A 26,205-nucleotide genomic window follows, 5' to 3' on the forward strand; every position below is an offset into this window, starting at 1 on the left:
GAGTACTTGCAGCAGTACCGGGGCGAGCACGGCATCCGCTCCACCTGGCAGGCCCGCGAGCGCATCGTCGTCGGCCTCACCGGCGGACCCGAGGGCCGCACCCTCATCCGCAGGGCCGCCCGCATGGCCGCCAAGGGCTCGGGCAGCGAGATCCTCGCCGTCTACATCGCCCGCAGCGACGGCCTCACCGCGGCGTCGCCGAAAGAGCTGGCCGTCCAGCGCACCCTCGTCGAGGACCTGGGCGGAACGTTTCACCACGTCATAGGCGACGACATTCCCGCCGCCCTCCTCGAATTCGCCCGCGGCGTCAACGCCACCCAGATCGTCCTCGGCTCCTCACGGCGCAAGTCCTGGCAGTACGTCTTCGGCCCCGGCGTCGGCGCCACCGTCGCCCGCGAGTCGGGCCCCGACCTGGACGTCCACATCGTCACGCACGGCGAGGTCGCCAAGGGGCGTGGGCTGCCCGTGGCGCGCGGCGCACGGCTCGGCCGGTCCCGGATCATCTGGGGCTGGCTGGTCGGTGTCGTCGGCCCCGCCCTGCTCACGCTGCTGCTCACGCACGTCGACGCGGACCTCGGTCTCGCCAACGACATGCTGCTCTTCCTGACCCTCACCGTCGCGGCGGCGCTGCTCGGCGGCCTCGTCCCCGCGCTCGCGTCGGCCGCGTTCGGCTCGCTGCTCCTGAACTACTACTTCACCCCGCCACTGCACCAGTGGACGATCTCCGACGCCAAGAACATCGTCGCGATCGTCGTCTTCGTGTCCGTGGCGATCTCCGTGGCCTCCGTGGTGGACCTCGCCGCCCGCCGCACCCACCAGGCCGCGCGCCTGCGCGCCGAGTCCGAGATCCTCGCGCACCTCGCGGGCAGCGTGCTGCGCGGCGAGAACAGCCTGGAGTCGCTCCTGGAGACCGTGCGCGAGACGTTCGCCATGGAGGGAGTGGCCCTCCTGGAGCGCGAGAGCGACGTGACCCCGTGGACCTGCGCCGGCAGCGTCGGCGCCCGGCCGCACGTCGGCCGCCCCGAGGACGCCGACGTGGACGTCCCGGTCGGCGACCACATGGCGCTGGCGCTGACCGGCCGTGTCCTGCCCGCCGAGGACCGCCGCGTGCTCGCCGCGTTCGCCGCCCAGGCAGCCGTCGTCCTGGACCGCCAGCGCCTGAAGAGCGAGGCCGACCGGGCCCGGACGCTCGCCGAGGGCAACCGCATCCGCACCGCCCTGCTCGCCGCCGTCAGCCACGACCTGCGCACCCCGCTCGCCGGCATCAAGGCGGCCGTGACCAGCCTGCGCTCCGAGGACGTCGAGTGGTCCGTGGAGGACCAGGCCGAGCTCCTCGAAGGCATCGAGGCGGGCGCCGACCGCCTCGACCACCTCGTCGGCAACCTCCTGGACATGTCCCGCCTCCAGACCGGTACGGTCACCCCGCTGATCCGGGGGATCGACCTGGACGAGGTGGTGCCGATGGCGCTCGGCGGCGTCCCCGACGGCAGCGTCGACCTCGACGTGCCCGAGGACCTGCCGATGGTCGCCGTCGACAAGGGCCTCCTGGAGCGCGCCGTCGCCAACATCGTGGAGAACGCCGTCAAGTACGCTCCCGAGAACGAACCCGTTCTCGTCTCGGCCAGCGCGCTCGGCGACCGCGTGGAACTGCGGGTGGTCGACCGGGGGCCCGGCGTCCCCGACGACGCCAAGGAGCGGATCTTCGAGCCCTTCCAGCGTTACGGTGACGCTCCGCGCGGCAGCGGGGTCGGCCTCGGCCTCGCGGTGGCCCGCGGCTTCGTGGAATCGATGCGCGGCACCCTCGACGCGGAGGACACTCCGGGCGGCGGCCTCACGATGGTCCTGACCCTCAAGGCCGCGACCGGCCCGAGGGCCGCCGTACCCGACCGCCCCGTACAGATGATCTCGTGACCACGGCCGGTCGCCCCGTGACCACCGCTGGCACACAAGCCGCGCGAGCGGCGCTGACAAGCCCGAAAGGCAGGCAGGAATGACCCGGGTGCTCGTGGTCGACGACGAGCCGCAGATCGTACGTGCCCTCGTGATCAACCTGAAGGCACGCAAGTACGACGTGGACGCGGCACCGGACGGCGCGACCGCCCTGCAACTCGCCGCCGCCCGCCACCCCGACGTGATCGTGCTCGACCTCGGTCTGCCCGACATGGACGGCGTGGAAGTGATCAAGGGGCTGCGGGGCTGGACGCGCGTGCCCATCCTGGTCCTGTCGGCGCGGCACAGCTCCGACGAGAAGGTCGAGGCCCTGGACGCCGGTGCCGACGACTACGTGACCAAGCCCTTCGGCATGGACGAACTCCTGGCGCGGCTGCGTGCGGCCGTCCGCCGCGCGGAGCCCACCGGGGCCGGTGAGGACGACGTGACGGTGGACACCGACGACTTCACGGTCGACCTGGCCGCGAAGAAGGTGAACCGCAACGGCCGTGACGTACGCCTGACCCCCACGGAGTGGCACCTCCTGGAGGTCCTGGTGCGCAACGCGGGCCGCCTCGTCAGCCAGAAGCAGCTCCTCCAGGAGGTCTGGGGTCCCTCGTACGGGACCGAGACGAACTACCTGCGCGTCTACATGGCCCAGCTCCGCCGCAAGCTGGAGGCGGACCCGGCGCACCCGCGGCACTTCATCACGGAGCCGGGGATGGGCTACCGCTTCGAGCGGTGACCGGCTTCGCGCCGTAGCCGGTTCGGAGCGGTGACGGGGCCTTCCCCTCCCGGGCGACGGGGCTTCGCGCGGTGGGGAGCGGGTACATCCCCTAGGTGAGCTCACCCATTGCGGGGGTGTCGGCGGCCACCGGTACGCTTCGGGTATGAGTGCTGTTCCTGGTTCTGCCCCCGGATCCGGCAAGCCGACGGGCCGCTTCCGGCGCATGCTCGACCGCCTGTCGACCTCCCAGCAGGACTTGGAGTCCCAGGAACTGCGCGAGGACGCCGAGACGACCGGATGCACCCGCATCGGCGACTGCCAGGACCGTCAGATAGTGACGGTTACTGGTACGTTGCGCACGGTCACCCTGCGGCCCAGGGCCGGTGTCCCCGCCCTGGAGGCGGAGCTGTTCGACGGCTCGGCCGCGCTCGACGTGGTGTGGTTGGGTCGGCGTTCCATCGTCGGCATCGAGCCGGGGCGCCGCTTGATCGCCTCCGGCCGGATCTCCATAGACCGCGGCCGCAGAGTGCTCTTCAACCCGAAGTACGAACTCAGACCGCTCGGACGGGAGTAACCGGTGACGTCAGTCGACAAGCCGACCGACCAGACCGTGGGCGACCGCCCGCAGGACGCGCTCGACGCGCAGCAGACCGCGCAGACCGCGCAGGCCGGGTACGTCAGGCCCGCTCACGACGACGGGGGCGGCGACCCCGACACCAGGGCGCTCACCCAGGCCGCGCTGTTCGACGCCTTCGGCGGCATCCGCGGCGCGGTCGAGACGATGGTCCCCGGCCTGCTGTTCGTGCTGATCTACACGATCAACAAGGACCTGCACATGTCGGCGATCGCGGCCCTGGCCGTGGCGCTGGTCCTCGTCGTGGTCCGCCTGGTGCGCCGGGACACCGTCAAGCACGCCTTCAGCGGTGTCTTCGGCGTCGCGTTCGGCGTGGCCTTCGCGATGTTCACGGGCAACGCCAAGGACTTCTACCTGCCCGGCATGATCTACGGCACGGGCCTCGGCGCGGCCTTCTTCCTCTCCGCGCTCGTGGGCTACCCGCTGCTCGGGCTGCTCCTCGGCCCGGTCTTCCGCGAGAACCTCTCCTGGCGCACCCGCAACCCCGGCCGCAAGAAGGCGTACACCAAGGCGTCCCTGGCCTGGGGCCTGGTCTTCCTCGCCAAGTACGCCATCCTCTTCCCGCTGTACTGGTGGGCGGACACCGAGCAGCTCGGCTGGGTCCTGATCGCCCTGAAGCTGCCCCCGATGGTCCTCGCGGTCTACTTCACCTGGATCTTCCTGGCGAAGGCGCCGCCGCCGATCGACGTGTTCGCGGAGATGGAGGCGGCGGAGGCCGCCGAGAAGGAGCGCAAGGCTGCGGCAAGCTGAGCCCGTCCGGCGTTTGAGGACGAGGCCCGCAGGGCCGACAACGCGTACACACGTGGGGGGCGCTCGGAAGGTTCCGGGCGCCCCCCACCTGCGCAGAGCCTGCGGCTAGTGACGCGCGGACAGCAGGTCCTCCAGCTGCTCCTCACGCGCCTGCGCGGCGACGAAGAGAAGCTCGTCGCCCGCTTCGAGGGAGTCCTCCGCGGTCGGCGCGAGGACGCGCGTGCCGCGGATGATGGTGACCAGGGAGGTGTCCTCGGGCCACTGGACGTCGCCGACGCGGGTGCCCGCGAGGGTGGACTCCGGCGGCAGCGTCAGCTCGACGAGGTTGGCGTCGCCGTGGCTGAAGCGCAGCAGCCGGACCAGGTCGCCGACGCTGACGGCCTCCTCGACGAGCGCGGACATCAGCCGCGGCGTGGACACCGCGACGTCGACGCCCCAGGACTCGTTGAAGAGCCACTCGTTCTTCGGGTTGTTGACGCGGGCGACGACACGGGGGACGCCGTACTCGGTCTTCGCGAGCAGGGAGACGACGAGGTTGACCTTGTCGTCCCCGGTCGCGGCGATGACGACGTTGCAGCGCTGGAGCGCGGCCTCGTCGAGGGAGGTGATCTCGCAGGCGTCGGCGAGCAGCCACTCGGCCTGCGGGACGCGCTCGACGGAGATGGCCGTCGGCGCCTTGTCGACGAGAAGGACCTCGTGGCCGTTCTCCAGGAGCTCACCGGCGATGGAGCGGCCCACCGCGCCCGCTCCGGCAATGGCGACCCTCATCAGTGACCGCCCTCCTCGGGGCCTTCGGCGAAGGCCGCCTCGACCTTCTCCACCTCGTCGGTGCGCATCATCGCATGCACCAGATCGCCTTCCTGGAGCACCGTCTGCGAGGTCGGCAGGACCGCCTCGCCGAGCCGGGTGAGGAACGCGACGCGCACGCCGGTCTCCTCCTGGAGGCGGCTGATCTTCTGGCCGATCCAGGACTCCGCAGCGTGCACCTCGGCGAGCTGCACGCCACCGGTCGGGTCGCGCCACAGGGGCTCGGACCCGGAGGGCAGCAGCCGGCGCAGCATCTGGTCCGCGGTCCAGCGGACCGTCGCGACCGTGGGGATGCCGAGGCGCTGGTAGACCTCGGCGCGGCGCGGGTCGTAGATACGGGCCGCGACGTTCTCGATGCCGAACATCTCGCGGGCCACGCGGGCGGCGATGATGTTCGAGTTGTCGCCGCTGGAGACGGCGGCGAAGGCCCCGGCGTCCTCGATGCCCGCCTCGCGCAGGGTGTCCTGGTCGAAGCCGACACCGGTCACACGGCGGCCGCCGAAACCGGAGCCCAGACGGCGGAATGCGGTGGGGTCCTGGTCGACGACGGCGACCGTGTGCCCCTGCTGTTCCAGGGTCTGCGCGAGAGCGGAACCGACTCTCCCGCAGCCCATGATGACGATGTGCACGTCGTTACCCCGCGCTCCTCATGGCTCTGGTGACCTGCGTAGATGCCCTGCTGATGACTCTCGTCCCCGGCTGTTGTCCGGTAGTGCCCGAGTCTGTTCCAGTCCACGTTAACGGCTTTCGCGCGGTGGCCTGCGCCCGGTCGGGTCCCTCACTCCACGGCGCGCAGCATGCTTTCCATGGACTTGACCCGTACGTTCAGCTCGATGAGCTGGCCGCGCACCGCGTCGGACTCGGACCGGGAGGCCTCGAGCGCCTGGCGGTAGGCCTCCATCGCGGCCGCGTACTCGCGGTCGCGCTCGCGGCTGCGCTGCGTCTGGAAGTACGCGACGGAGACGATCGCACCGGCAAGGATCACAAAGAAGGCGATCGGGATGATCGCGTCGCTCATGGGTGCGTCTCCTCGGATGAGTGCTGTCGGGTCGTTCCGGCCCGTGGGGTCGATTCGGCCGGTCCGGTCGATCCGGCCTGTCCGGTCCAGCTGCGTGTCCGGTTCGGTCGGCCTGTCCGGTTCATGTGTCCTGACCGGCCGGTCCGGTCTCGCTCGCCCCGTCCTGCCGGGCGGCAGCCAGAATCGTATCCACGTTCAATTGCACGTCAAACGGTGCGAGTTCGAAGTACTTGAGGGCCTTGCCGTCGTCGGAGAGCTCCAGTCGTCCGACCACCAGACCCGCCTTCTCGAGGCGGTCCAGGTGCATGTAGAGCAGCGGCCGTGAGACGCCGAGGCGGCGCGCGAGTTCGCTGACGTACAGCGTGCCGGTGGCGAGTTCCTTGATGATCCGCAGGCGCTGGGCGTGCCCGACCGCGGCGAGGAAGGCAAGCAGCTCTTCGCTGTTCATGGCCCGCCTCTGTGCCGCTCCGATACCTGTCAGCCAAGGCTTACGCACGTCATGAAGCACTGTCAAACCCTCCCCGCGGCCCGCGGCCCCGCTCGAACATGACAGTTGACGCATTCAGCCTTCACCTGTCAGTCTCCACTTACATGCACCTGTAAGTCTGCGCTTACACATGAAGTACGGGGGTCGTACATGACGAGGGGGATGGACATGAGGAGAGGGCGGCGATCGGTCACGGTGCGGGTGGCCCGGTGGAGTGCGCTGCACCCGTGGCGGGCGGTCATCGGCTGGTTCGTCTTCGTGGCGCTCTGCCTGGGCGGCGGGATCGCCACCGGCATGAACAGCGCGACGGCGGAGGACTTCCGTGTCGGCGAGGCCGGCCGGGCCGAAGCCCTGGCCACCGAGGGCGGCCTCCAGCCGCGGTCCACCGAGCACGTGCTGATCCGGGCCGCGTCCGGCCGCCTCGGCGAGGCGGCGGCCGACGCCGCGGTGCGGGACGTCACCGCCCGGATGAAGGCCCTGCCCGAGGTCGCGTCGGTGGCGTCCCCGGTGCGCTCCGCCGACGGCCGCGTGCTGCGGATCCAGGTGGAGCTGCACGGCTCCGAGCAGGAGGACCAGGAGCACGTCCCGCCACTCCGGGCGCAGACCGCGAAGGCGGCGAAGGCGCATCCGGGCCTGGTGATCGAGGAGACCGGCGACGCCTCCGTGAGCAAGGGTGTCGACGACCAGCGCGACGAGGACCTGCGGTTCTCCGAGGCGATCACGCTGCCCGTCACGCTGATCACGCTGGCCGTGGTGTTCGGCTCCGTCGTCATGGTGGGCGTGCCGCTGCTGCTCGCCGTCACCTCGATCGTGGCGACCATGGGCCTGGCGACGGTGGCCTCGCACCTGCTGCCCGACACCGGCGTGGGGATGAGCATGATCCTGCTCATCGGCATGGCCGTGGGCGTGGACTACACGCTCTTCTACCTCAAGCGCGAACGCGAGGAGCGGGCCCGCGCGGGGGGCCGCCTCACCTCGGAAGCCCTGGTGGAGGCCGCCGCGGCGACCGCGGGGCGCGCGATCGTCGTCTCCGGGCTCGCCGTGATCGTCTCCACCACCGCGCTGTTCCTCGCCGGTGACGTCATCTTCGACTCCCTCGCGACCGGCACCATCCTGGTCGTCGCCGTGGCGGTGCTCAGCTCGGTCACGGTGCTGCCCGCACTGCTCGTGGGGCTCGGCCGCCGCACGGAGCGCCGCGCGGCCAGGCGTCTGGCTCGGGGCGGGCGCGTTCGGTCGTACGGTGCGCCCGCGGCGTACGCCGGGAATGGCACGTCCGGCGCGTACGACGAGAACGGCGCGCCCATCCCGTACGAAGCAAAGGGCGCACGCGCCGCGCACGACGGAAACGGCGCGCCCGTCACGTACGGAGAGAAGGGGCCGGGGGGCCGCCTCTGGAGTGCCCTGCTCTCGCCCGCCCGCAAGCACCCGCTCGGCACCCTGTGCGTCGCGGTCCTCGCCCTCGTGGCGCTCGCCCTGCCCGCGCTGGACATGAACCTGAAGAACCCGGCGCGCGACAGCTTCTCCCGTGAGATCCCCGCGATGCAGGCGTACGACAGGCTGCTCGACGCCTTCCCCGAGCTGCGCGTCCGGCACCTGGTCGTGGTGCGGGCCGAGGCCTCGCAGGCGACCGGGGTGCGGCGGGCCCTGCGCGACCTGGACCGCAGGGCGGGGTCCGACCCGCTCTTCTCCGACCCCGCGGGCGGGCCCCTGATCCGGGCCTCCGCCGACCGCAGGACCACCACCCTGGAGCTGAACGCCGCGCACCCCACGTACTCGGAGGAGGCGGAGGCCTCACTCGACCGCCTCCGCGGCGGCCACATCCCCGCGACGGTCGGCAGGCTCCCCGGCGTCGAGACGGCCGTCACCGGCGAGGTCCCGCGCGGCACCGACTACGTGGCGCACCAGAACGAGAAGCTGCCGCTCGTCCTCGGCTTCCTGCTGCTGATGACCTTCGCCATGACGGTGTACGCGTTCCGCTCCGTCGTCCTCGCGCTGCTGGGCGTCGGGCTCAACCTGCTCTCCGCCGCGTCCGCGCTCGGGCTGCTCGTGCTCGTCTTCCAGGGGGAGTGGGCGGAGGACCTGCTGTCCTTCGTCTCCCTGCACGGCGTCTCCTCGCGGGTGCCGCTGTTCCTCTTCGTGATCCTCTTCGGGCTCTCGATGGACTACCAGGTGTTCGTCGTCAGCCGGATCCGTGAGGCCGCGCTGAACGGCGTACCCACGCGGCAGGCCGTGCTCGACGGGATCGCGTCGTCCGCCAAGGTCGTCACGAGCGCGGCGCTCGTCATGGTCACCGTCTTCGCGAGCTTCGTGATGCTGCACATCCTGGAGATGAAGCAGATGGGCTTCGTGCTCGCGGTCGCCGTTCTGGTCGACGCCTTTGTGATCCGTGTCATGATCCTGCCGGCGGCGCTGCTGCTGCTCGGCGACGCGGCCTGGTGGCCCTCCAAGGCGGTGCGGCGGGCCGGGGAGCGGCTGGTGCGCGGGTACGGGTACGAGGGCGCCGCCGGGACCGGAAGCGGCGCCGGGGACTCCGCCGCCGGGACCGCAAGCGGGGCCGGGGGCTCCGGTCGACCCGGTGCGCTGCTCGGCGGTGGAGCCCCGACCACCCGCGACCGGTGACGCGGCAAGGGCACTGAGGGCGGGGCGGGGCCGGGGTCACGACTCCGGTCCCGCCCCTTCGTCGCCCGGCCGGTATTTCCATATGCCCAACACTCGGGGTACTGGGTGGGCGGCGCCCCCGGTGAACGCTTACGATCCTCTGCGTGTCCAAACTGACCGACGTGCCCAAACGGATCCTCATCGGGCGCGCACTGCGCAGCGACCGGCTCGGAGAAACACTCCTGCCGAAGCGCATCGCTCTCCCCGTGTTCGCGTCCGACCCGCTGTCCTCCGTCGCGTACGCGCCCGGCGAGGTGCTGCTCGTCCTGTCCGTCGCGGGCGTGTCGGCCTACCACTTCAGCCCCTGGATCGCCGTCGCGGTGGTCGTGCTGATGTTCACCGTCGTGGCGTCGTACCGCCAGAACGTGCACGCGTACCCGAGCGGCGGCGGCGACTACGAGGTCGCGAACACCAACCTCGGCCCCAAGGCGGGCCTGACCGTCGCGAGCGCCCTGCTCGTCGACTACGTCCTGACCGTCGCCGTGTCGATCTCCTCGGGCATCGAGAACCTCGGCTCGGCGGTCCCCTTCGTCGTCGAGCACAAGGTCCTGTGCGCGATCGCCGTCATCGTCCTCCTGACGCTGATGAACCTGCGCGGCGTCAAGGAGTCCGGCAAGCTCTTCGCGATCCCGACGTACGTCTTCGTGGCGGGCGTCTTCATCATGATGGCGTGGGGCTCCTTCCGGGGCTTCGTCCTCGACGACACCATGAAGGCCCCGACCGCCGACTTCGAGATCAACGCCGAGCACGAGGGCCTCGCGGGCTTCGCCATGGTCTTCCTGCTCCTGCGCGCGTTCTCCTCCGGCTGCGCCGCGCTCACCGGCGTGGAGGCCATCAGCAACGGCGTGCCCGCCTTCCGCAAGCCGAAGTCCAGGAACGCCGCCTCCACACTCGCCCTGATGGGCGCCCTCGCGGTCACCATGTTCTGCGGCATCATCGCCCTCGCCATGGCGACCAACGTCCACATGGCCGAGAAGCCCGCCAAGGACCTCCTGGAGAACGGAGTCCCCGTCGGCGGCGACTACGTGCAGAACCCGGTGATCTCCCAGGTCGCCGAGGCCGTCTTCGGCAACGGCAGCTTCCTGTTCATCGTCCTCGCGGCCGCCACCGCGCTCGTCCTCTTCCTCGCCGCGAACACCGCGTACAACGGCTTCCCGCTGCTCGGCTCGATCCTCGCGCAGGACCGTTACCTGCCGCGCCAGCTGCACACCCGCGGCGACCGCCTCGCGTTCTCCAACGGCATCGTGCTCCTCGCGGGCGCCGCGGCGCTGCTCGTCTGGATCTACGGCGCGGACTCCACCCGCCTCATCCAGCTCTACATCGTCGGCGTCTTCGTCTCCTTCACGCTCAGCCAGATCGGCATGGTCCGGCACTGGAACCGCCACCTGGCGGGGGAGCGCGACCAGGGCAAGCGGCGCCACATGCTCCGCTCCCGCGCCATCAACGCCTTCGGCGCCTTCTTCACCGGCCTGGTCCTGGTCGTCGTACTCGTCACCAAGTTCACGCACGGCGCGTGGGTGGCGCTGCTCGGCATGTGCATCTTCTACGCGACGATGAGCGCGATCCGCCGCCACTACGACCGGGTGGCCGAGGAGATCGTCGCCCCCGAGGGCCCCTCCGACGACGACGTCCGCCCGTCCCGCGTCCACTCCATCGTCCTGGTCTCCAAGATCCACAAGCCCACGCTCCGGGCCCTCGCGTACGCCAAGCTGATGCGCACCGACACCCTGGAGGCCCTGAGCGTCAACGTCGACCCCGACGAGACCAAGGCGCTGCGCGACGAGTGGGAGCGGCGCAACATCAGCGTGCCCCTGAAGGTCCTCGACTCGCCCTACCGCGAGGTCACACGGCCCGTCATCGAGTACGTGAAGTCGCTGCGCCGGGAGAGCCCGCGCGACGCGGTCAGCGTGATCATCCCCGAGTACGTGGTGGGCCACTGGTACGAGCACCTGCTCCACAACCAGAGCGCGCTGCGCCTCAAGGGCCGCCTCCTCTTCACCCCCGGCGTGATGGTCACCTCCGTCCCCTACCAGCTGGAGTCCTCCGAGGCCGCGAAGCGGCGGGCGCGCAGGCGCCAGGAGTGGAACGCGCCGGGTTCGGTGCGCAGGGGGCCCGTCGAGAGGCGGGCGAAGGAGAAGGAGAAGGAGAGGGAGAGCAGCAAGAAGGGGTAGCGGGGTAGCGGGTCAGCGAGGTAGCGGAGTAGCGGGCCGGCGAGCTCGTGGGGGAGTGAGGGCGGCGGGCAGGTGCCGGGTACCGGGTGCCGGGTGCTGCCCGCGCTCCGACCCGGCCGGACGCGTGGACGAGGGCGGGGGCGTGTCCACGTAGACTGGTGGGCTGTCGTCCCGGTGCCGCCCGGCCGCTTCGGCCGGAAGGCGGCTCCTGCCCCCTCTTACGTTGTGGAGTCACCCCGCCATGCAGGCTGAACCGAAGAACTCGCTGGTGGGCCAGGAGTACGAGGTCGAGGTGGGGCCGGTCGCACACGGCGGCCACTGCGTCGCCCGGACGGCGGAGGGGCAGGTCCTCTTCGTACGGCACACGCTCCCCGGCGAGCGGGTGGTGGCGCGGGTGACGGAGGGCGACGAGACGTCCCGTTTCCTGCGTGCCGACGCCGTGACGGTCCTCGACGCGTCGAAGGACCGCGTGCAGGCCCCCTGCCCGTACGCCGGCCCCGGCCGCTGCGGCGGCTGCGACTGGCAGCATGCGAAGCCGGGGGCGCAGCGCCGCCTCAAGGGCGAAGTGATCACCGAGCAGTTGCAGCGGCTCGCCGGGCTCACGCCCGAGGAGGCCGGGTGGGACGGCACGGTGATGCCGGCCGACGGCGACAAGCTGCCCGCCGGTGAGGTGCCGTCCTGGCGGACGCGCGTCCAGTACGCGGTGGACCCGGAGACCGGCAGGGCGGGCCTGCGCCGCCACCGCTCGCACGAGGTGCAGCCGATCGACCACTGCATGATCGCGGCGGAGGGCGTCTCCGAACTGGGCATCGAGCAGCGCGACTGGTCGGGCATGGAGTCGGTGGACGCGATCGCGGCGACGGGTTCGCAGGACCGCCAGGTGGTTCTCGCTCCCCGTCCCGGGGCGCGCCTTCCCCTGGTCGAGCTGGACAAGCCGGTCTCCGTCCTCAGGGTGGAGGAGAAGGACGGCGGGGTGCACCGCGTCCACGGCCGCCCCTTCGTGCGCGAACGCGCCGACGGCCGCACGTACCGCGTGGGCAACGGCGGCTTCTGGCAGGTCCACCCCAAGGCGGCGGACACCCTGGTGACGGCGGTCATGCAGGGCCTGTTCCCGCGCAAGGGCGAGACGGCGCTCGACCTGTACTGCGGCGTCGGCCTCTTCGCGGGGGCGATCGCGGACCGCGTGGGCGAGGAGGGTGCCGTACTCGGCATCGAGTCCGGCAAGCGGGCGGTGGAGGACGCGCGCCACAACCTCGCCGCGTTCGACCGCGTCCGCGTCGAACAGGGCAAGGTCGAGTCGGTCCTGCCGCGCACGGGCATCACTGAGGTCGACATCATCGTCCTCGACCCGCCCCGAGCGGGCGCCGGCAAACAGACGGTCCGCCACCTGTCGGGCCTCGGAGCCCGCCGCATCGCCTACGTGGCCTGCGATCCCGCCGCGCTGGCGCGGGACTTGGGGTACTTCCGGGAGGGGGGGTACCGGGTGCGGATGCTTCGGGCTTTTGATCTTTTTCCGATGACGCATCATGTGGAGTGCGTGGCGATCCTGGAGCCCGCTGAGAAGGGCCGCTGACCTGCGGTTTCGTCAAGTGTGCATTATGGGCGTTGTGTGCGTTACGGGCGAAATCTTGACGCACGAGCGACGCACGTGACGCACGTATGACGCACGCTCGGCACACACTCTGATGCGGCATTAGGCATATGAGAGCCGCCTCCCCTCGCGGGTAACTGGATGAGGGAGAGGCGGGCCTCATGCGCTGTAAGAGCTTGGGCGCGGATCGGCGTACCGGTCGCGGAGCACACCTCCGCCGCTCGCGTGGAGCCGACCTCGGGGGGCGGCGTGGCGGCCTCGGCGACGCCCCTCCACCTCCGCTCGCGCGGAGCCGACTACTCCAGGCTCAGCGCGTGCCGGCGCAGCCGCCAGAGGTCGAAGATTTCGCTCCCGTCGGGGGCGAAGTCGACATCGACCTCGGTGCCGTTGTCGCTGACGAAGCGGCACCCGGCCCCATCAAACGTGTAGGAGTAGGTGCCGACCTGCCTACTCCGGTTGTCTTCACGCACCGATGATCAACGATGGCCGCACCCTTGCCCGAAGAGGCACCCACCAGCAAGATCACAATCTATCGCTGGCGCTCGACCGCCATTCCGCTTCCAGGATGCTGAACATCTCGGAGTCCCGCCAGCCGTCCCGGATCAACGTGGTATGCCGATGCTGCCCCTCGTACGTCATACCGAGCTTGCCCAGCAACCGAGACGACGCGCGATTGCGGGGATCGCAGGTCGCGTAGATCCGGTGGAGTCCCAATTCCCCGAACCCGCGCGACAGAAGTCCTTGTCCGATCGCCGTGCCCACGCCACGTCCCCAGGCCCTCGGGTGCACGATGTAGGCGATTTCGCCCTGACGATGGCGACGGCTACGAATGCGCAACTCACCCATGCCGACGGGTTCGTTCTCGAAGCGAGCAATGTAGACGAATCGCTGCTGATGGGCGTGAGACCAGGCTTCGACGGCAGTTTGCACGAACGCGCGCGTCTGGTCCTCGGTGTTGGGCCCCCAAGGCTGGTAGCGACAAGCCTCCTCAAGGCTGGCCCAGGAGTGCACTGCTTGCCAGTCGTTGAGCGCGAGCTTGCGCCAAGTCACCATGGATCGGTTCACAAGCGGAGCTTGTCAGATCTCGTATGGGGCACGAGCCCGTATTCCGGTAGCCCGCCACTGCCGTCAGACCGAGCCCCACAGACCGGCGTCGCCTTGCGCCAAGTCACGTTCTACGGCTGGAGTACTAGCAAGCTGAGGGTGACCTCCGTGCCGAAATCGGTCCGACAGCCGGAGCCGATGATACGACCGGACTCGTACGCACCGGACCCGCGCAGATCAAGACCGGGCCGATCGCCTGGGCGCTCGCCTCGACGCGGGCACCGGCCAGGACAATGACCTCACCCCGGTCCAGAGCGCCGTCATCGACGACGCTCCTGGAGACTGTCGAGGACCTGGTAGAGGGTCGGGTGAGGTCGGCGTGGGGGCTTTTGGGGTCAGACGCTGTTCGGTCAGGAAGGCGGAAGGCGTGGGCGGCGGTCGAGGGGTGACGTGGTGGTGCCAGCCGGTCCACGAGCGGCCCTCGAAGTGGCCAGGCCCAGGCCGTGTTTGCGCTCGCGGTAGTCGTGCTCGATGCGCCAGCGGATCTTCGCCAGCCGGACCAGGCCGGCGAGCGGGGTATCGGCGGGCAGGTCGGGCAGTGAGAAGCGGGTCGGGGCGTCCTCGCCGTCGGGCCATTCGGCCAGCAGATGCGCCCGGGGCAGGACGCCGTCCCAGCGGCCGTGCCCGGTCACCGCGACCGCCCGGGCCAGTCGGCGCGGACGCACTCCGGCCGGCCGGACCGGCACCCCGAGGAGGCGGAAGGTCATCGGACCGCGCGAGCCCTCCCGCCAGGTCACCGTCTCGAAGGCACCCCGGCCGACGGCTGCGGACAGGTCCGCCACCGGCGCCGGGGGCTGCGGATACCGGACACCGGCCGGCGGCCGGTGTCGGACCAGATCGGCGTCTCGGGGACCGCCGCGCCCGGCTGGACGGTCAGGTCACCGCGGATGCCGACCACGGTCGGCCGCCGAAGTTCGCCCCGATTGACTACCGTGAGCGGCACGCGGTCGAGTGCGGTACCAACCGCCTCAAGAGGCACCGGGCCGTAGCCACGCGGTACGACAAGTCGGCGGTCCGCTACGAGGCGACCGTCCTTGTCGCGGCAATCAACGAGTGGCTGTGACCAGCACATTCGATCCACAGCCTGGACTCTGAGGTTGGAGCACTCCCTGGCGTGGGGGCTCCACGACCAACCAGTCGTGGAGCCCCCACGTCAAGCCTGCGGGGCGCGCCTGTGATCACCGGCGGTTGGAGCCGAGTCTGTCGTCGATATCTGGGATCCAGAAGCAGATCTCCAACGTCTTCAGGCGGTCCCAGTGCCGCACACGGCGCCCGTGTCTGACTGCGGCAGTCAGGCTCACCAGTAGCAGTGCCGCACAGCTTCCTGCCAGCACACGATCGGGTCCCACACTGAGCTCGATCACCGCGACCACGAGCGCGAACACCAGGGCGAGAGCTGAGTTGCGCAGCATCAACGCGACACCTTGAAGCCGAGTGATCTCGCCGGCTGCCTCCTTGTTGTGCAGTTCCACCGCAGCCAACAGCAGAGATACATCAGTGCGCACGAAGGCTCTGTCCCGGGACTCGGGCACTCTGGCCACGAAATCGAGACGAGCGTCCTCGACACTCCAATTCCAACGCGGTGCCACTTTGTCCAGGAGGGCACTCAGCGGATAGGCGAGATGCCCCAACAGGTAACTGGCAACGCCCACTCCGACTACTAGTAGTGCCGACGGCGCTGAGGCCAGACTGGTGAGATCGATGATCTGTAGGCGTGCGAGCACGTGAATGATCAAAGATAGATGCAGTGCTCCTGGTATCCCATAGGTGAACAGATCGAAGATACCCACAGCTAAGGTCACGAAGCTCCCTCTCGACTCTCCAAGGCCCCTGACTCTAGTGAGCAGAGGCCGGACGTTGTTCTGATGAGTCGAGAGCTCCGAGCCTTTCTCCACCTCACCCTCTGGGCGCGGAGACCATCGCCCGCTACACGGACCCCACAGAGGAGGAGTTGGTCGGCCAGGTCTTCCCGCGTGCAGCGGGCCCCTCGGTCACGGCATGGACCGCAGGGGCGGGTGCTGCGTCGTTATCCCTGGAGGCTGGAGCAGTGGCGGAGGTTCGGGGCCGGGATCCTCGGTGACCACGACGCCGGCGGCCAGTTGGTCGTAACCGGCTGGCCACCGAGTACGCGCGCTGGCCAGCGCGCCGGTCAGACGTGCCTGGAGAAGGTCGGCCGTGCTCAAGTTCGAGCCACGCAAATCGGCCAGGCGCAGATCGGCACTGCGAAAAACAGTGCCGCCCGCGTCGGCCTTACGCAGGTTCGCTTCGCGCAGGTCGGCCTCGGTGAAATCCGCGTCACGCAAGTCGGTTTCGACCAGCCGGGCGCCCCGCAGGTCAGCCAGAACGCAGCGGGCCCGGCGCAGGATCGCGGTCTTGAGGTCGGCGTGACGCAGGTTGGCCGAGACGAGAGACGCCTGCGTCAGGTTGGCGTGGTACAGGCCCGCCGCCTCCATACAGGACCGGTCGAGGTTGACCTCATGCAGCCACAGTCCGTCGCAGTCGGCCCGGCGCAGGTCCGTGACGCTGAGGTTGACCCAGGACTGCTCCCGGGGTTGCAGCAACAACACGCCGAGCCCGGTCAGCGCCACCTGGGCGTCAGCGGCACGGACCTCCAGCGGCGCGACGTCGTTGATGGGCACGTCCGCCGCTGGCGCTTCCGGTCCGGCGGGCGGCCAGGGCAGGTGCGTACGCAGGTAAGCGGCCTGAAGGGAAATGATGGCCTCGCGGTCGCGGGCGGAGTGCTCCGCGATTCGCCACAGCGCGTGGAGCCCGCCGATGCGTGTTTCCAGCTTGTCGCTGCCGAGCTGATCGACGGCCGTGCTGAACCGGTCGGTGACGTAGCCCTCCTGGGTGGCGCGCAACGTGGCCTGACTGACTCGCAGTTGCCTCCAGGTGGCGTACGCGCCGAACAGCACGACCATGCCGCCCACGGCCTGTAGAAGTGTCGTACGGACGTCGTTCACCGCTTTGAGCCGGTCCGGCGCGGCGACGCTCGCGCCGGCGAGATCGTGGTCGACCACCACACCCGGCAGGACGACGAGCACCGTGCCCACAAGAGCCAGCCCCGCCATCCCGGCCAGCAGGGCCGCGATCGTACGATGCCTGCCCAGCCGGTCGCGCCACGGCCTGCGACCGCGGCCCGGCTCCCCCATCTCCATGAGCATGGGAGCCTAGGCGCCGCTCAAAAGGCGATCAAGGTGCACGGCTTCGAGCGGCGGCGTTCAACTGCCACTGGCTCGACGGGCAATCACCGGACGGCGCAAGACATTGCTAGTTCCCATTGGCATCTGTGCGATCAGCAGCGCAAGGTCGGCGAGGGGGCGGCCCGCGGCGACCAGACCACCAACGACGACGCCCGCATCCCCTTCGGCGGCGTCGGCTGGTCCGGCCCCGGCGCGCGCTTCGGCGGCGAGGCCAACATCGACGCCTTCACCGAGACCCGCTGGATCACCGTCCGCAGCTCCCGGCCCGTCCACCGGCTTTACCGCCGGGGCAGGGGCGTGGCGACCGCGTCCGGTCGGACATGGCTACGACCACGGCCTGCCCGACCTCGCTCGCGGCTACGGCGCGGATGCCGCCGAATGACCGACGGTCTCCCGGCGGGTGTTCCCGGCGGCCGCCTTCGCGGCGCCGTCACACCCGGCGCAGGCCTGTCCGCGGGCCTGTCCGCAGCCTATCCGCACGGAAAAACGTAGTCCGACTTGTAGTTGATGTACGGCGTGCTGCTGGAGGTCTTGGCCATCTTGGCCGTCACCGGGGCGCAGGCGAAGCTCGAGACGCGGACCGGGCCCGCGTAGTCGGTGAAGTTGCCGGAGTCGGTGTCGCAGCTGCCGCCCGCGGTCTTGCACACCTTCAGGTACATGTACTGCTTGCCGCCCGCGTTGTTGTCGAGGATCGCGCAGCCCTTGCCACCGTTCCCGTAGGCGAACAGCGTGCCCAGACGCATGTCGGGCTCGGTGCCGAGGGGGAGGGGGATCGCCTTGAGCAGCGAGTAACCCGCCCCGCAGACATTTGCGGCCGCGGCGACGGCCTGGGGGTCGGCCTGTGCGGTGGCCAGCGTCGTCCGGTCGGCGTTCTTCGCCACGTACGCCATGGGGGAGCCCTTCGACACGTGCGCTGCGGGAGCGTCCGTGGCGACAGCCTGGGGTGCTACGGCCACAGCGGAGACCAAGCTCGCGGCGACGACCATCATGCTTCTGAAACGGAACGACCTGGACATGCTGAACCATCACTTTCTGCTAGAAAGTTCCCAATAATTGGTAAAGGGTCGTACTTGGTGTTTGGCAGCGCGGCAGTGACAGCTCTATTCGGCCGCCTTTCCCTGCGCCGAGCCGACGGCGGCCCCGCCCTGTGCCGGCGGCGGCCCGGTGGTTGCCGAGCCACTGCGACCGGTAGCGGACTCCCGCACCTCCCGCCGGTGTCAGCGCTCGATGACTATAGGCAACTTGTGAATCTTTCGCCGCTGCTAATTGGGAACGTGGCCGGGGGCTGGCTCGAAGGTGCTCCATGCCGGAATGACCCTGGCGTGAGCGTAGGCTTTGTGGTGTCTGCGTGAGAGGCGTGTATGCGTCGCGAAGCGGAAGGGTGAACGTATGCGTCCGCTTTTGCGGAAGTGACTTGTTTACGTACTAGAGACTGTGTCCCGTTTGCTTCCAGGGCGTTCCGGGCAAGGCCGGGCGGTGCCGGACGGCGCCGGGCGTGTCTCTCGACGGGCTTCCGCCCTCGGCCCGCCCGCATGCCGCCCTCGATCCGCCCTTGTCCCGATCCCGCTGCGTCCAGCAGGGCTAGATCCCCGTCCTGTGGGCAAGTTTCAGCCACTCCGGGTCTATCCGGAATGTGGAGTTCCTGGCTTCCGGTTCACGGGACCTTCACAGACGGCGTCAGCTCCGTCCGGTCCGGATCGGCGCTCCGGATGTGTCATGTCCACCTGATCTTTTCGCGCCAGCACACGATCGCGCCGTCCCTGTGCTCCTTGCGCCGGGGGTCGGCGGCTTGCATGTTGATCTCCGCATCCACCGACTCCGGAAGTGAGAGACGTCCGCCCGCCGTTAGCGAACACAAATCGGGCCGCAGTCCGAGGGGGTCCGCAGCGCGTTCGACCTCCGAGCCGGGCCACCCACGCCGGATCGAGCGGTGTCCGGGTCTTCGGCAGGTCTTCGGCACCAGCTGGCGAGCAGGACGCACCAGGCGTCCGGAGCGTGCGGAATACCCGTACCCGACCTTCATACGCAGATCAGCGCACCCCGGCCTGTCTCACTTCCTTCTCTCCCGCGGTGGGTTTCCGCACGGGGGCGGGCGGGCCGTTGCGCCGCCATGCCCGCGCACCTGCGGGGGCATGAACCACCCGTAAAGGAAGATGAGTTGAGACGCGACATACTGAGGTATGCGCGCATGCCGGTCACGGGAGTGCTCGCACTGTCCCTGTCCGCCGGCGTCGCCACCACCCAGGCATACGCGGCCGCGCCCCCGCCGGGCGCCACGTCGGGCTGGTCACAGCCCGCCGCCCGCGACTCCGGGGCGAAGCCCGGTGTCCAGCCCAGTGCCGTTCCCGCCAAGCAGCGCAGCCAGGTGCTCGGCGCGGACTACAAGAAGTCGGCCGACCGGACCTTCACCACGTCCGGTGACAGCACCGGTTTCCACGTCATGGTCGCCGACGCGAAGGACGGCTACGCGTGGCGGACGGCCGCCTCGCTGTCCGAACCCGGCTTCGACACCGACACGTGGATCGGCAACGCGTGCGTGACGGAGTCCGGCAAGTACGCGGCCGTCGCCTACGCCCCGCGTACGTTCACGAACAAGCCGGACCTGATGGCGCGCGGCGCGTTCACGGCCGTACTGAACCTGGCGAGCGGTCAGGTCACGAAGCTGCCGTTCCAGGCCACCCTCGGCTACTTCTCCCCGGGCTGCGGCCACGGCGCGAGGCCGTGTTCACCGCGCTGACGGACGACCGGACGAAGAAGACCCAGACCCGTCTGGTGACCGTCGACGCCGGGACCGGCGAGGTCGGCGCCAAGCAGACGCTCGTCGGCCAGGTCACGTCCGCCGTCCCCACCCGCAACGGCATCGTCGCCGCCGCGGGCAAGCAGCTCGTGACGGTGAAGGGCGGCAAGGTCCGCGCGGTCGCGGAGGCGAAGTCACGGCCGTTCCAGCTGAAGGCCGACGCCGACGGCGGTGTCGTCTTCATCGATCCCGATCCGGCGTCCGGCAAGGGCCGGGGCGCCGCCGAGCCCACGGCCACGGTCTCCCGCGTCAGCGCGGGACAGATCGGCAAGCACGACGCCACGACGAAGCCCACCGGCCTCGCCCGCGGCAAGCTCACCGACTTCGACCTCACCGCCACGCCCGACGGCGAGGTCCACATCACCGGCAAGGCCGAGACCACCTCGCGCGCGGCCGGCGTACTGCACAACGTCGGCGGTGTGGACAAGGACGCCCGTGTCTCCAGCGAGGGCGAGGCGTTCGTGTCGTCGCGGTGGGCGGACGGCAAGGACTCGCGGATCCGCCCGGACGAGGCCCTGGACGCCCGCACGGTCCGTACCACGGTGACCGTCGCCGACACCCGTGAGACGGCCGTCCTGGACGCGCCTCCGGCCGGGGACCGCGTCGGAGGGCAGAAGCAGCTGAGGCAGGGCACGCAGACCAGCCCGGTCCTCCTCGCGCAGGGCGCCGGGACAGCCCCGAAGCAGGGGGCTAAGAAGGGCTTGGAGCCCGGCTCGAAGAGGGGCGCGAAGTCGGGTCCGCAGCGAGCGCCCGGGAACGACACGGTCGAGGCCGACCGGTACTGCTCGGTGCCGCGCAACGACCCGAAGAAGCAGGCGTTCCAGCCCACTCCGCGCCAGGTCGAGTGGGCCGTGGACCAGACCGTCGTCGGCAAGCTCAACAAGAGCGCGACGCGCCCGGCGAACTGGAAGAACACCGGCATGGCGGCGTACGCCCCGCAGTCGCTGTTCCCGCTGACCCCGCTCGCGGGCGGCTCCGGCGATGACTGGCACGTGCCCGCGCAGGTGATGCTCGGCATCACCGCGCAGGAGTCCAACATGTGGCAGGCCACCCGGCTCGCGGTGCCCGGTGTCACGGCGAACTCGCTGATCGGCAACTTCTACGGCGTCGAGTACGCATCCGACGGCCAGCAGACCGACCCGTGGGCGGTGAACTTCGCCGAGGCCGACTGCGGCTACGGCGTCACGCAGGTCACCGACGGCATGCGCGTGCACGGCAAGGAGAAGAAGGACGAGAAGCCCCTGACCACGGTCCAGCAGGAGGCCGTGGCCCTGGACTACGCCGCGAACATCGCGGCCGGTGTCAACATCCTCATCGGGAAGTGGAACGACACCCGCAAGGACGGCCTCGTCATCAACGACGGCCACCCGAAGTACATCGAGAACTGGTTCTACGCCCTGTGGGCGTACAACGCCGGTTACTACCCCAAGTCCGCCCCCAAGAACGGCAAGTGGGGCGTGGGCTGGACGAACAACCCCGCCAACCCGCTGTGGAAGGAGAACAGGACACCCTTCCTCGAAGCGGCCAACGGCAAGGACGACTACAGCCACGCGGCACACCCGCAGGACTGGCCGTACGAGGAGAAGGTGATCGGCTGGGCCGCCCGCCCGATCGCCGCGATGTTCAAGCCCGGTGACATGCAGGCCGGCTACCGGGCGGCCTGGTGGAACAGCAACGACGCCCGCACGTCGGCGAAGCCGCCGCTGCACACCTTCTGCGGCCCCCAGAACGACTGTGTGCCCTCGAAGATCGGTGAAGGCGCCTCCAACGACGACGGCAAGGGGCCGTGCGCGCTGCCCGGCGACCCCCACGACGACAACCCGCTCTACCTCAAGTGCTGGTGGAACCAGCCGGTGCAGTGGAAGAACTGCACCACGGAAGCCAGGTGCGGCAACCCCGTCCACCGCTTCGACGACACCTACCCCGAGCAGCCCGACGAGAACTCCTACCCGCCGAACTGCAACATCGGTCTGCCGTCGGGTTCCATGATCGTCGACAACCTCCCCAACGGTACGGTCCCGGCCGGGAACTCCGGACGGACCTGTGCCACCGCTTCCGACGGTTCCTTCAAGTTCACCTTCGCCGGTGAGGGCGGGAAGTACCCCTCCAAGGTCGACCTGCATCAGATCGGCGCGGGCAACGGCAACCACTTCTGGATGGGCCACACCCGCTGGCTCGCCACCGCCGACGGCAAGCGGCTCCACGTCAGCGGCAAGTGGACGCTCAGCAGTTCCAAGCGGGGCTGGATGCGTGTGTTCGCGCACATGCCGGACCACGGCGCGCACACCCGTCAGGCCACCTACAGGATCGGTGGCACCGACTCCACCAGCCCGGTCCGCGTGCATCCGCAGCGGATCCGTAAGAACAAGTGGGTCGACCTGGGTGTCTTCAACTTCACCGGCACCCCGTCGGTGACCCTCGACACCGACACCGAGGACGGCAGCGGTGACGAGGACATCGCGTGGGACTCGGTGGCCTTCCAGCCGCTGTCGGGCAAGCCGAAGGACTTCGTGGTCGCCATGGGCGACTCCTACTCCTCCGGCGAGGGCGCTTCCGAGGGCAACCGGGACTACTACCCGGAGACCAACTACCTCGACGAGCAGAACAAGGACACCCGCAACGCCTGCCACCGCTCCACCCAGGCATGGTCGAGGCAGGCCACCATCCCGGGCCGTGCCAAGTCCGTCGGCGTCCTGGCCGACAGCCGCGGCTCGGCCATGGACTACCACCTGATCGCCTGCTCGGGCGCCCGCACGTACAACGTGATGCACGCCGGTGAGAGGCAGTCCAACGGCGGTGAGGCACCCCAGATCGACCAGGGGTACCTGGATCAGAACACCTCCCTGGTCACCATCTCCATCGGGGGCAACGACGCTCGCTTCTCCAAGATCATCCAGAAGTGTCTGATGGCCGTCAACGACGGCAACTGCAAGAACAAGACCTTCGAGGAGGGCGACGTCGACAGCTCCGTCGGCGGCCGTGACCGCAAGTTCATCGGCCAGCCCCTGGAGCAGGCCGCTGTCGGCGTCATCAAGGAGATCGTCCGGCCGGACATCGTCAAGACCCTGAAGGAGATCCACGCGAAGGCCCCGAACGCGAAGATCGCGCTCATGGGCTACCCGCCGCTCATCGAGAAGCGCGGCGAGTGCCTGAGCGTCTCGATCCCCATGTTCCAGATCGGCCTGTCGGCCAGCTCCGCGGACTGGCTGAACAGCGTCGCCAACACCCTCACCGCGGAGATGCAGGGCGCGGCCGACGACGCCGGCAAGCTGGGCATCAAGGCCTGGTTCTCCAACCCGACGAGCAACTTCGCGGGCAAGGCGATCTGCGGTGACCCGGAGACCGTCCACGGCATCGTCAAGACGCTGGTGGACTCCGACAACCCGATGTCGGACTACCCGATCCTGGAGAAGTTCGGCCTGTCGGCCCAGTCGTTCCACCCGAAGATCGGGGGCGCCCGCCTCTACGCGGACTCCCTGGAGCGCACCATGAACGGCATGGGCCTGTAATACAGGACCTGTCGTGCCGCGCGGGCGGGGGCCCCGCAGCCAGTGGGGCCCCTGCCCGCGCCCGACGCCGCCGCCGACGATGCCCATGCCGCCGCCGCCGCCGACGCCGACGCCGTCGAAGAAGATGAGTACGGGTACTCATGAACCCTCAGCACCGGGCAAGGAGCATCGGATCATGCCTATGGGGAAACGAACAGCTGTCGTAGCCGTCGCCGTGTTCGCTCTGGCAGGCTGCGGGAAGAGCGCGGACGATGTGTTCTCCAACCTCAACGGCGACGACTCCTCCCGTTCGCGCGACACCACCGCACCCGGCCGGGACGCACGGTCCGACGCGCCACCGCACCACGCCGACAACAACCGCACCCGTCACCCCGGCAGGATGAGCCTTGAGGACGGGAAGCGGGCCGGGCGCAAGGCCGCCGAGGTCGAGCGGGCCCTCGACGAACTGCGCCGAAGCGGCAGGATCAGCCCCGCGGAGGTACGGCCCGTACTCGCGAAGCTCGCCGCGCCCGCCCACTTCTCGGTGGAGGACCTGCTGGTCGGCACCGGGGCCGACAAGGTCCCTGGCAGCTCCTACGGCATCTGGATCGGCCGGACCGCCTGCGTCACCGGAGCCGTCAGCGCGGACCGGGTGTGGGCCGACACCAACGGCCACTATCCGGAGACCGGTTGCATGTCCCCGGCCGCCACGCACTGAGGAGCCGAGGAACTGGGGAGCGGAGGTGCCGAGGAACGGAGGGACCTGGGAGCCGAGGAGCCGGGGATCAGCCCTGGGGCTCCTGACCGGCTGACCGGCGGCTCGTACCCTGGAGGGCATGCCCTCCTTAGCCGCCGTGCCGCCCCTGTCGTTCCGGATCGACCGCACCATGGGGTTGGTCGGTGCCTTTCTGCTCGTCGAGTTGGCCGTCGTGGTGTTCGGCAGCACGGCGGGCGGCGCGGTCGCCGCGCTCGCCGGGTGCGCGTCGGCCGGGGTCGGATGGCTCGGGCTCGGGTTCCGGGAGCGGTGGCCGGTGTCGGTCGCCGTCCTCGCGCTCGCGGTGACCCTGGTCTACTACCAGACCAGCGGCATCAACGGGCCCACCCCCGCCCTGGTGTTCATGGTCGCCCTCTACGCCGTCGCCAGGTCCGGGCAGTTGACGGCCGTCGTCGCGCTCGCCGTCCTCATCATGCTCGTCATCGCCTACGGCGAGTTCAGCGTCTCCGAGCAGAAGCGCAACGTCGACAACATGTCCATCGCGCTCCTCAGCGGCTGGTTCCTGAGCGTCATCGCCTTCAGCCACGCCATGCGCGCCCGGCAGGCGTACCAGGCCGAGGCCGAACAGCGCGCACTCGCCGCGGAACGCGAGCGCGACGTGCGGGCCCGGCAGTCCGCCACCGAGGAACGGCTGCGCATCGCCCGCGAGTTGCACGACGTACTCGGGCACAATATCCCTGACCGTCATCCTCGACCCGCACGCTCAGCTCACCGGCGCCGTACCCGACCTCGATGGTGGCGCTCGACGCCTGCGCGTGCCGGGTGATGTTGGTGAGGGACTCCTGGACGATGCGGTAGGCCGCTAGGGAGATCTTCGGGGGCAGCACGGGCCGGTCGCCGTGCGAGACGACCCGCACGTCGAGGCTCCGGTGGCGGCAGCACCCGGGGCAGCGGCATCACGGGCATGACGGAACGCGCCAGGGCCCTGGGCGGCGAGCTCAGCGCCCGCGACACCGGCAAGGGACTACCTGCGGCTGCGCGACCGCGTCGCCGCGGCCGACTGCGAGACCCGGATCATCCCGGAGATCATGCCCGCCACCGATGTCCGCCAGATCAGCCGCTTCGCCGCACTGAGCGACGCGGCGTTCCCCGAGGACCTCGCCCACCGCCTGGAGGCCGCCCGCGACAACCCCGCCGAGGGCCGCCGCATCGGTGTCGAGTTCGCCACCGCCATGGCCGACCGCCTCCTGGCCGAGGGCGCCCCCGGCCTCCACTACTGCACCCTCAACCGGCCCCGCGCCGCCCTGGAGATCCACCGCAACGTCGTGGGGTCGGCACGCGCCGTACGGTGACACGCTCTGACCTGCACGTTTCCCGGCATGGGGCAGTTCGATGTGCGACGGGCCGACGGGAGGGGGACAGTGAGGAGGGTCGGCCGTCGAGAGGTCGCCGCACCGAGGGAGCGTGTACATCGTGGCCAAGGGCAAGAAGCTCAGCAAGGGTGACGAGGTCACCTGGCGCAGTCATGGGCAGACCGTTCCCGGGAAAGTGAAGAAGAAGATCACAAAGCGCACCGAGGTGGCGGGCCGTTCCGTCGACGCCTCGAAGGACGAACCGCAGTACGAGGTGGAGAGCGACGCGTCCGGCCGCAATGCCGTCCACAAACCGCAGGCCCTGCGCAAGAAGGGCGGCGGCGGTTCGTGAGCGGGGAGAGCGACAAGGAGCGCCGGGACACCGTCGACGAATTCGGTGACGCCATCAACATGACACCGGCTCGCCTCAAGAAGTGGCTGGCCACGGACGAATCGAAAAGCGTGGGACAATCCGACGGCGGTGAGAGCGTGGGGCACGCCTCGGGGCGGCGCATCGTCGAATTGCTGGAGAAGAAGAAGGCCGATCTCACCGACGACGACATCGCGCACATGCGGAAGGTCGTCGGTTATGTGCATCGGCATGTCAAGCAGCGGCCCTCCGGTGACATCACCGAGACCCGGTGGCGGTATTCCCTCATGAATTGGGGACACGACCCGGCGAAGTGAAGCCCGGCGGTACGCGGCGGGCCCGGGAGGAAACGGTCCGTGGGACGGTCCGCGGGGGAACGTTCCGCGGTGCGGAAAGGAACGGCA

The 26,205-nt window shown here is 69.8% G+C and carries 23 protein-coding genes and 2 pseudogenes; 15 read left to right on the top strand and 10 right to left on the bottom strand.

Annotated elements, in window-relative coordinates; genetic code table 11:
* The 4 genes from ACH4DX_RS23780 to ACH4DX_RS23795 all read left to right on the top strand — a co-directional run.
* A partial coding sequence (locus tag ACH4DX_RS23780; protein WP_398156603.1) for an ATP-binding protein occupies window positions 1-1,911 on the top strand: 1,911 nt, incomplete at its 5' end.
* Between the two features lie 79 nt (window positions 1,912-1,990).
* Entirely contained in the window at window positions 1,991-2,674 is a 684-nt protein-coding gene (locus ACH4DX_RS23785) for a response regulator (RefSeq protein WP_031129132.1), read from the top strand.
* Between the two features lie 145 nt (window positions 2,675-2,819).
* Window positions 2,820-3,230 (top strand): OB-fold nucleic acid binding domain-containing protein, encoded by a 411-nt coding sequence (locus ACH4DX_RS23790; RefSeq protein ID WP_078965428.1) that lies wholly within the window; start codon window positions 2,820-2,822, stop codon window positions 3,228-3,230.
* 3 nt (window positions 3,231-3,233) lie between these two features.
* Window positions 3,234-4,040 (top strand): DUF3159 domain-containing protein, encoded by an 807-nt coding sequence (locus tag ACH4DX_RS23795; RefSeq protein WP_398115752.1) that lies wholly within the window; start codon window positions 3,234-3,236, stop codon window positions 4,038-4,040.
* A gap of 105 nt (window positions 4,041-4,145) precedes the next feature.
* Here ACH4DX_RS23795 and ACH4DX_RS23800 read toward each other — a convergent pair whose 3' ends face one another.
* From ACH4DX_RS23800 to ACH4DX_RS23815, 4 genes are all read right to left on the bottom strand, one after another.
* Window positions 4,146-4,808 (bottom strand): potassium channel family protein, encoded by a 663-nt coding sequence (locus ACH4DX_RS23800; protein ID WP_398115751.1) that lies wholly within the window; start codon window positions 4,806-4,808, stop codon window positions 4,146-4,148.
* Window positions 4,808-5,476, bottom strand: a complete 669-nt coding sequence (locus ACH4DX_RS23805) for a potassium channel family protein (RefSeq protein WP_398115749.1) — start codon at window positions 5,474-5,476, stop codon at window positions 4,808-4,810. The genes ACH4DX_RS23800 and ACH4DX_RS23805 overlap by 1 nt, the downstream gene beginning before the upstream one ends.
* A gap of 149 nt (window positions 5,477-5,625) precedes the next feature.
* Window positions 5,626-5,865 (bottom strand): hypothetical protein, encoded by a 240-nt coding sequence (locus ACH4DX_RS23810; protein WP_398156604.1) that lies wholly within the window; start codon window positions 5,863-5,865, stop codon window positions 5,626-5,628.
* A 121-nt stretch (window positions 5,866-5,986) separates the two neighbouring features.
* The gene (locus ACH4DX_RS23815; RefSeq protein ID WP_398115745.1) at window positions 5,987-6,313 is read right to left on the bottom strand and encodes an ArsR/SmtB family transcription factor; all 327 of its coding nucleotides are present in this window, start codon (window positions 6,311-6,313) and stop codon (window positions 5,987-5,989) included.
* Window positions 6,314-6,514: 201 nt separating this feature from the next.
* On the opposite strand from ACH4DX_RS23815, the gene ACH4DX_RS23820 reads away from it, so the two are divergent.
* From ACH4DX_RS23820 to ACH4DX_RS23830, 3 genes are all read left to right on the top strand, one after another.
* Window positions 6,515-8,971 (top strand): MMPL family transporter, encoded by a 2,457-nt coding sequence (locus tag ACH4DX_RS23820; RefSeq protein ID WP_398156605.1) that lies wholly within the window; start codon window positions 6,515-6,517, stop codon window positions 8,969-8,971.
* 143 nt (window positions 8,972-9,114) lie between these two features.
* Complete coding sequence (locus tag ACH4DX_RS23825; RefSeq protein ID WP_398115744.1) at window positions 9,115-11,181, top strand: APC family permease; 2,067 nt, start codon at window positions 9,115-9,117, stop codon at window positions 11,179-11,181.
* A 241-nt stretch (window positions 11,182-11,422) separates the two neighbouring features.
* A complete protein-coding gene (locus ACH4DX_RS23830; RefSeq protein WP_398115742.1) occupies window positions 11,423-12,754 on the top strand; it encodes a class I SAM-dependent RNA methyltransferase in 1,332 nt (443 codons plus the stop codon).
* A gap of 314 nt (window positions 12,755-13,068) precedes the next feature.
* On the opposite strand, the gene ACH4DX_RS23835 is transcribed toward ACH4DX_RS23830, so the two are convergent.
* From ACH4DX_RS23835 to ACH4DX_RS23855, 5 genes and pseudogenes are all read right to left on the bottom strand, one after another.
* Window positions 13,069-13,242 carry a DUF6896 domain-containing protein gene (locus ACH4DX_RS23835; protein ID WP_398156606.1) on the bottom strand — a complete coding sequence of 58 codons (174 nt, stop codon included), beginning with the start codon at window positions 13,240-13,242 and terminating at the stop codon, window positions 13,069-13,071.
* Window positions 13,243-13,294: 52 nt separating this feature from the next.
* Window positions 13,295-13,837 (bottom strand): GNAT family N-acetyltransferase, encoded by a 543-nt coding sequence (locus tag ACH4DX_RS23840; protein ID WP_398156607.1) that lies wholly within the window; start codon window positions 13,835-13,837, stop codon window positions 13,295-13,297.
* A gap of 333 nt (window positions 13,838-14,170) precedes the next feature.
* Window positions 14,171-14,774, bottom strand: a pseudogene (locus ACH4DX_RS23845) (transposase); the annotation flags it as partial.
* Window positions 14,775-15,054: 280 nt separating this feature from the next.
* Complete coding sequence (locus ACH4DX_RS23850; RefSeq protein ID WP_398115737.1) at window positions 15,055-15,678, bottom strand: hypothetical protein; 624 nt, start codon at window positions 15,676-15,678, stop codon at window positions 15,055-15,057.
* Window positions 15,679-15,867: 189 nt separating this feature from the next.
* Window positions 15,868-17,034 (bottom strand): pentapeptide repeat-containing protein, encoded by a 1,167-nt coding sequence (locus ACH4DX_RS23855; RefSeq protein ID WP_398156608.1) that lies wholly within the window; start codon window positions 17,032-17,034, stop codon window positions 15,868-15,870.
* Window positions 17,035-17,073: 39 nt separating this feature from the next.
* Here ACH4DX_RS23855 and ACH4DX_RS23860 point away from each other — a divergent pair, with 39 nt between their 5' ends.
* Window positions 17,074-17,571, top strand: coding sequence for a hypothetical protein (locus ACH4DX_RS23860; protein WP_398156609.1), 498 nt, complete (start codon window positions 17,074-17,076; stop codon window positions 17,569-17,571).
* Here ACH4DX_RS23860 and ACH4DX_RS23865 read toward each other — a convergent pair.
* Window positions 17,550-18,035, bottom strand: coding sequence for a hypothetical protein (locus tag ACH4DX_RS23865; protein WP_398156610.1), 486 nt, complete (start codon window positions 18,033-18,035; stop codon window positions 17,550-17,552). The two genes, ACH4DX_RS23860 and ACH4DX_RS23865, sit on opposite strands and share 22 nt — an antisense overlap.
* A 1,232-nt stretch (window positions 18,036-19,267) precedes the next feature.
* Here ACH4DX_RS23865 and ACH4DX_RS23870 point away from each other — a divergent pair.
* The 7 genes and pseudogenes from ACH4DX_RS23870 (at window position 19,268) to ACH4DX_RS23900 (ending at window position 26,118) form a co-directional block, all read left to right on the top strand.
* On the top strand, window positions 19,268-19,816 hold the full coding sequence (locus ACH4DX_RS23870; protein ID WP_398156611.1) for a hypothetical protein: 549 nt from the start codon (window positions 19,268-19,270) through the stop codon (window positions 19,814-19,816).
* A complete protein-coding gene (locus ACH4DX_RS23875; protein ID WP_398156612.1) occupies window positions 19,801-23,385 on the top strand; it encodes an SGNH/GDSL hydrolase family protein in 3,585 nt (1,194 codons plus the stop codon). Before ACH4DX_RS23870 ends, ACH4DX_RS23875 begins: the two co-directional genes overlap by 16 nt.
* A 175-nt stretch (window positions 23,386-23,560) precedes the next feature.
* Window positions 23,561-24,082 (top strand): hypothetical protein, encoded by a 522-nt coding sequence (locus ACH4DX_RS23880; RefSeq protein WP_398156613.1) that lies wholly within the window; start codon window positions 23,561-23,563, stop codon window positions 24,080-24,082.
* A 118-nt stretch (window positions 24,083-24,200) separates the two neighbouring features.
* Window positions 24,201-24,905: a hypothetical protein gene (locus tag ACH4DX_RS23885; protein WP_398156614.1), complete on the top strand. Its 705-nt coding sequence runs from the start codon at window positions 24,201-24,203 to the stop codon at window positions 24,903-24,905.
* Window positions 24,906-25,101: 196 nt separating this feature from the next.
* Window positions 25,102-25,431 (top strand): annotated as a pseudogene (locus ACH4DX_RS23890) (methylenetetrahydrofolate reductase); the annotation flags it as partial.
* A gap of 121 nt (window positions 25,432-25,552) precedes the next feature.
* Complete coding sequence (locus ACH4DX_RS23895; protein ID WP_398156979.1) at window positions 25,553-25,783, top strand: DUF2945 domain-containing protein; 231 nt, start codon at window positions 25,553-25,555, stop codon at window positions 25,781-25,783.
* The gene (locus ACH4DX_RS23900; protein WP_398156615.1) at window positions 25,780-26,118 is read left to right on the top strand and encodes a DUF3140 domain-containing protein; all 339 of its coding nucleotides are present in this window, start codon (window positions 25,780-25,782) and stop codon (window positions 26,116-26,118) included. Before ACH4DX_RS23895 ends, ACH4DX_RS23900 begins: the two co-directional genes overlap by 4 nt.
* The last annotated feature ends 87 nt before the right edge of the window (window positions 26,119-26,205 follow it).

It is taken from the genome of Streptomyces sp. NPDC017940 (genome assembly GCF_044328435.1).
Taxonomy (GTDB): domain Bacteria; phylum Actinomycetota; class Actinomycetes; order Streptomycetales; family Streptomycetaceae; genus Streptomyces.

Excerpts from the sequence above, each read along its gene's own strand:
- ACH4DX_RS23820 (WP_398156605.1), top strand. The coding sequence starts at position 6,515 with ATGGACATGAGGAGAGGGCGGCGATCGGTCACGGTGCGGGTGGCCCGG.
- ACH4DX_RS23870 (WP_398156611.1), top strand. The coding sequence starts at position 19,268 with ATGCCGGTCACGGGAGTGCTCGCACTGTCCCTGTCCGCCGGCGTCGCC.
- ACH4DX_RS23790 (WP_078965428.1), top strand. The coding sequence starts at position 2,820 with ATGAGTGCTGTTCCTGGTTCTGCCCCCGGATCCGGCAAGCCGACGGGC.
- ACH4DX_RS23800 (WP_398115751.1), bottom strand. The coding sequence starts at position 4,808 with ATGAGGGTCGCCATTGCCGGAGCGGGCGCGGTGGGCCGCTCCATCGCC.
- ACH4DX_RS23885 (WP_398156614.1), top strand. The coding sequence starts at position 24,201 with ATGCCCTCCTTAGCCGCCGTGCCGCCCCTGTCGTTCCGGATCGACCGC.
- ACH4DX_RS23855 (WP_398156608.1), bottom strand. The coding sequence starts at position 17,034 with ATGGAGATGGGGGAGCCGGGCCGCGGTCGCAGGCCGTGGCGCGACCGG.
- ACH4DX_RS23815 (WP_398115745.1), bottom strand. The coding sequence starts at position 6,313 with ATGAACAGCGAAGAGCTGCTTGCCTTCCTCGCCGCGGTCGGGCACGCC.
- ACH4DX_RS23810 (WP_398156604.1), bottom strand. The coding sequence starts at position 5,865 with ATGAGCGACGCGATCATCCCGATCGCCTTCTTTGTGATCCTTGCCGGT.
- ACH4DX_RS23785 (WP_031129132.1), top strand. The coding sequence starts at position 1,991 with ATGACCCGGGTGCTCGTGGTCGACGACGAGCCGCAGATCGTACGTGCC.
- ACH4DX_RS23880 (WP_398156613.1), top strand. The coding sequence starts at position 23,561 with ATGCCTATGGGGAAACGAACAGCTGTCGTAGCCGTCGCCGTGTTCGCT.
- ACH4DX_RS23830 (WP_398115742.1), top strand. The coding sequence starts at position 11,423 with ATGCAGGCTGAACCGAAGAACTCGCTGGTGGGCCAGGAGTACGAGGTC.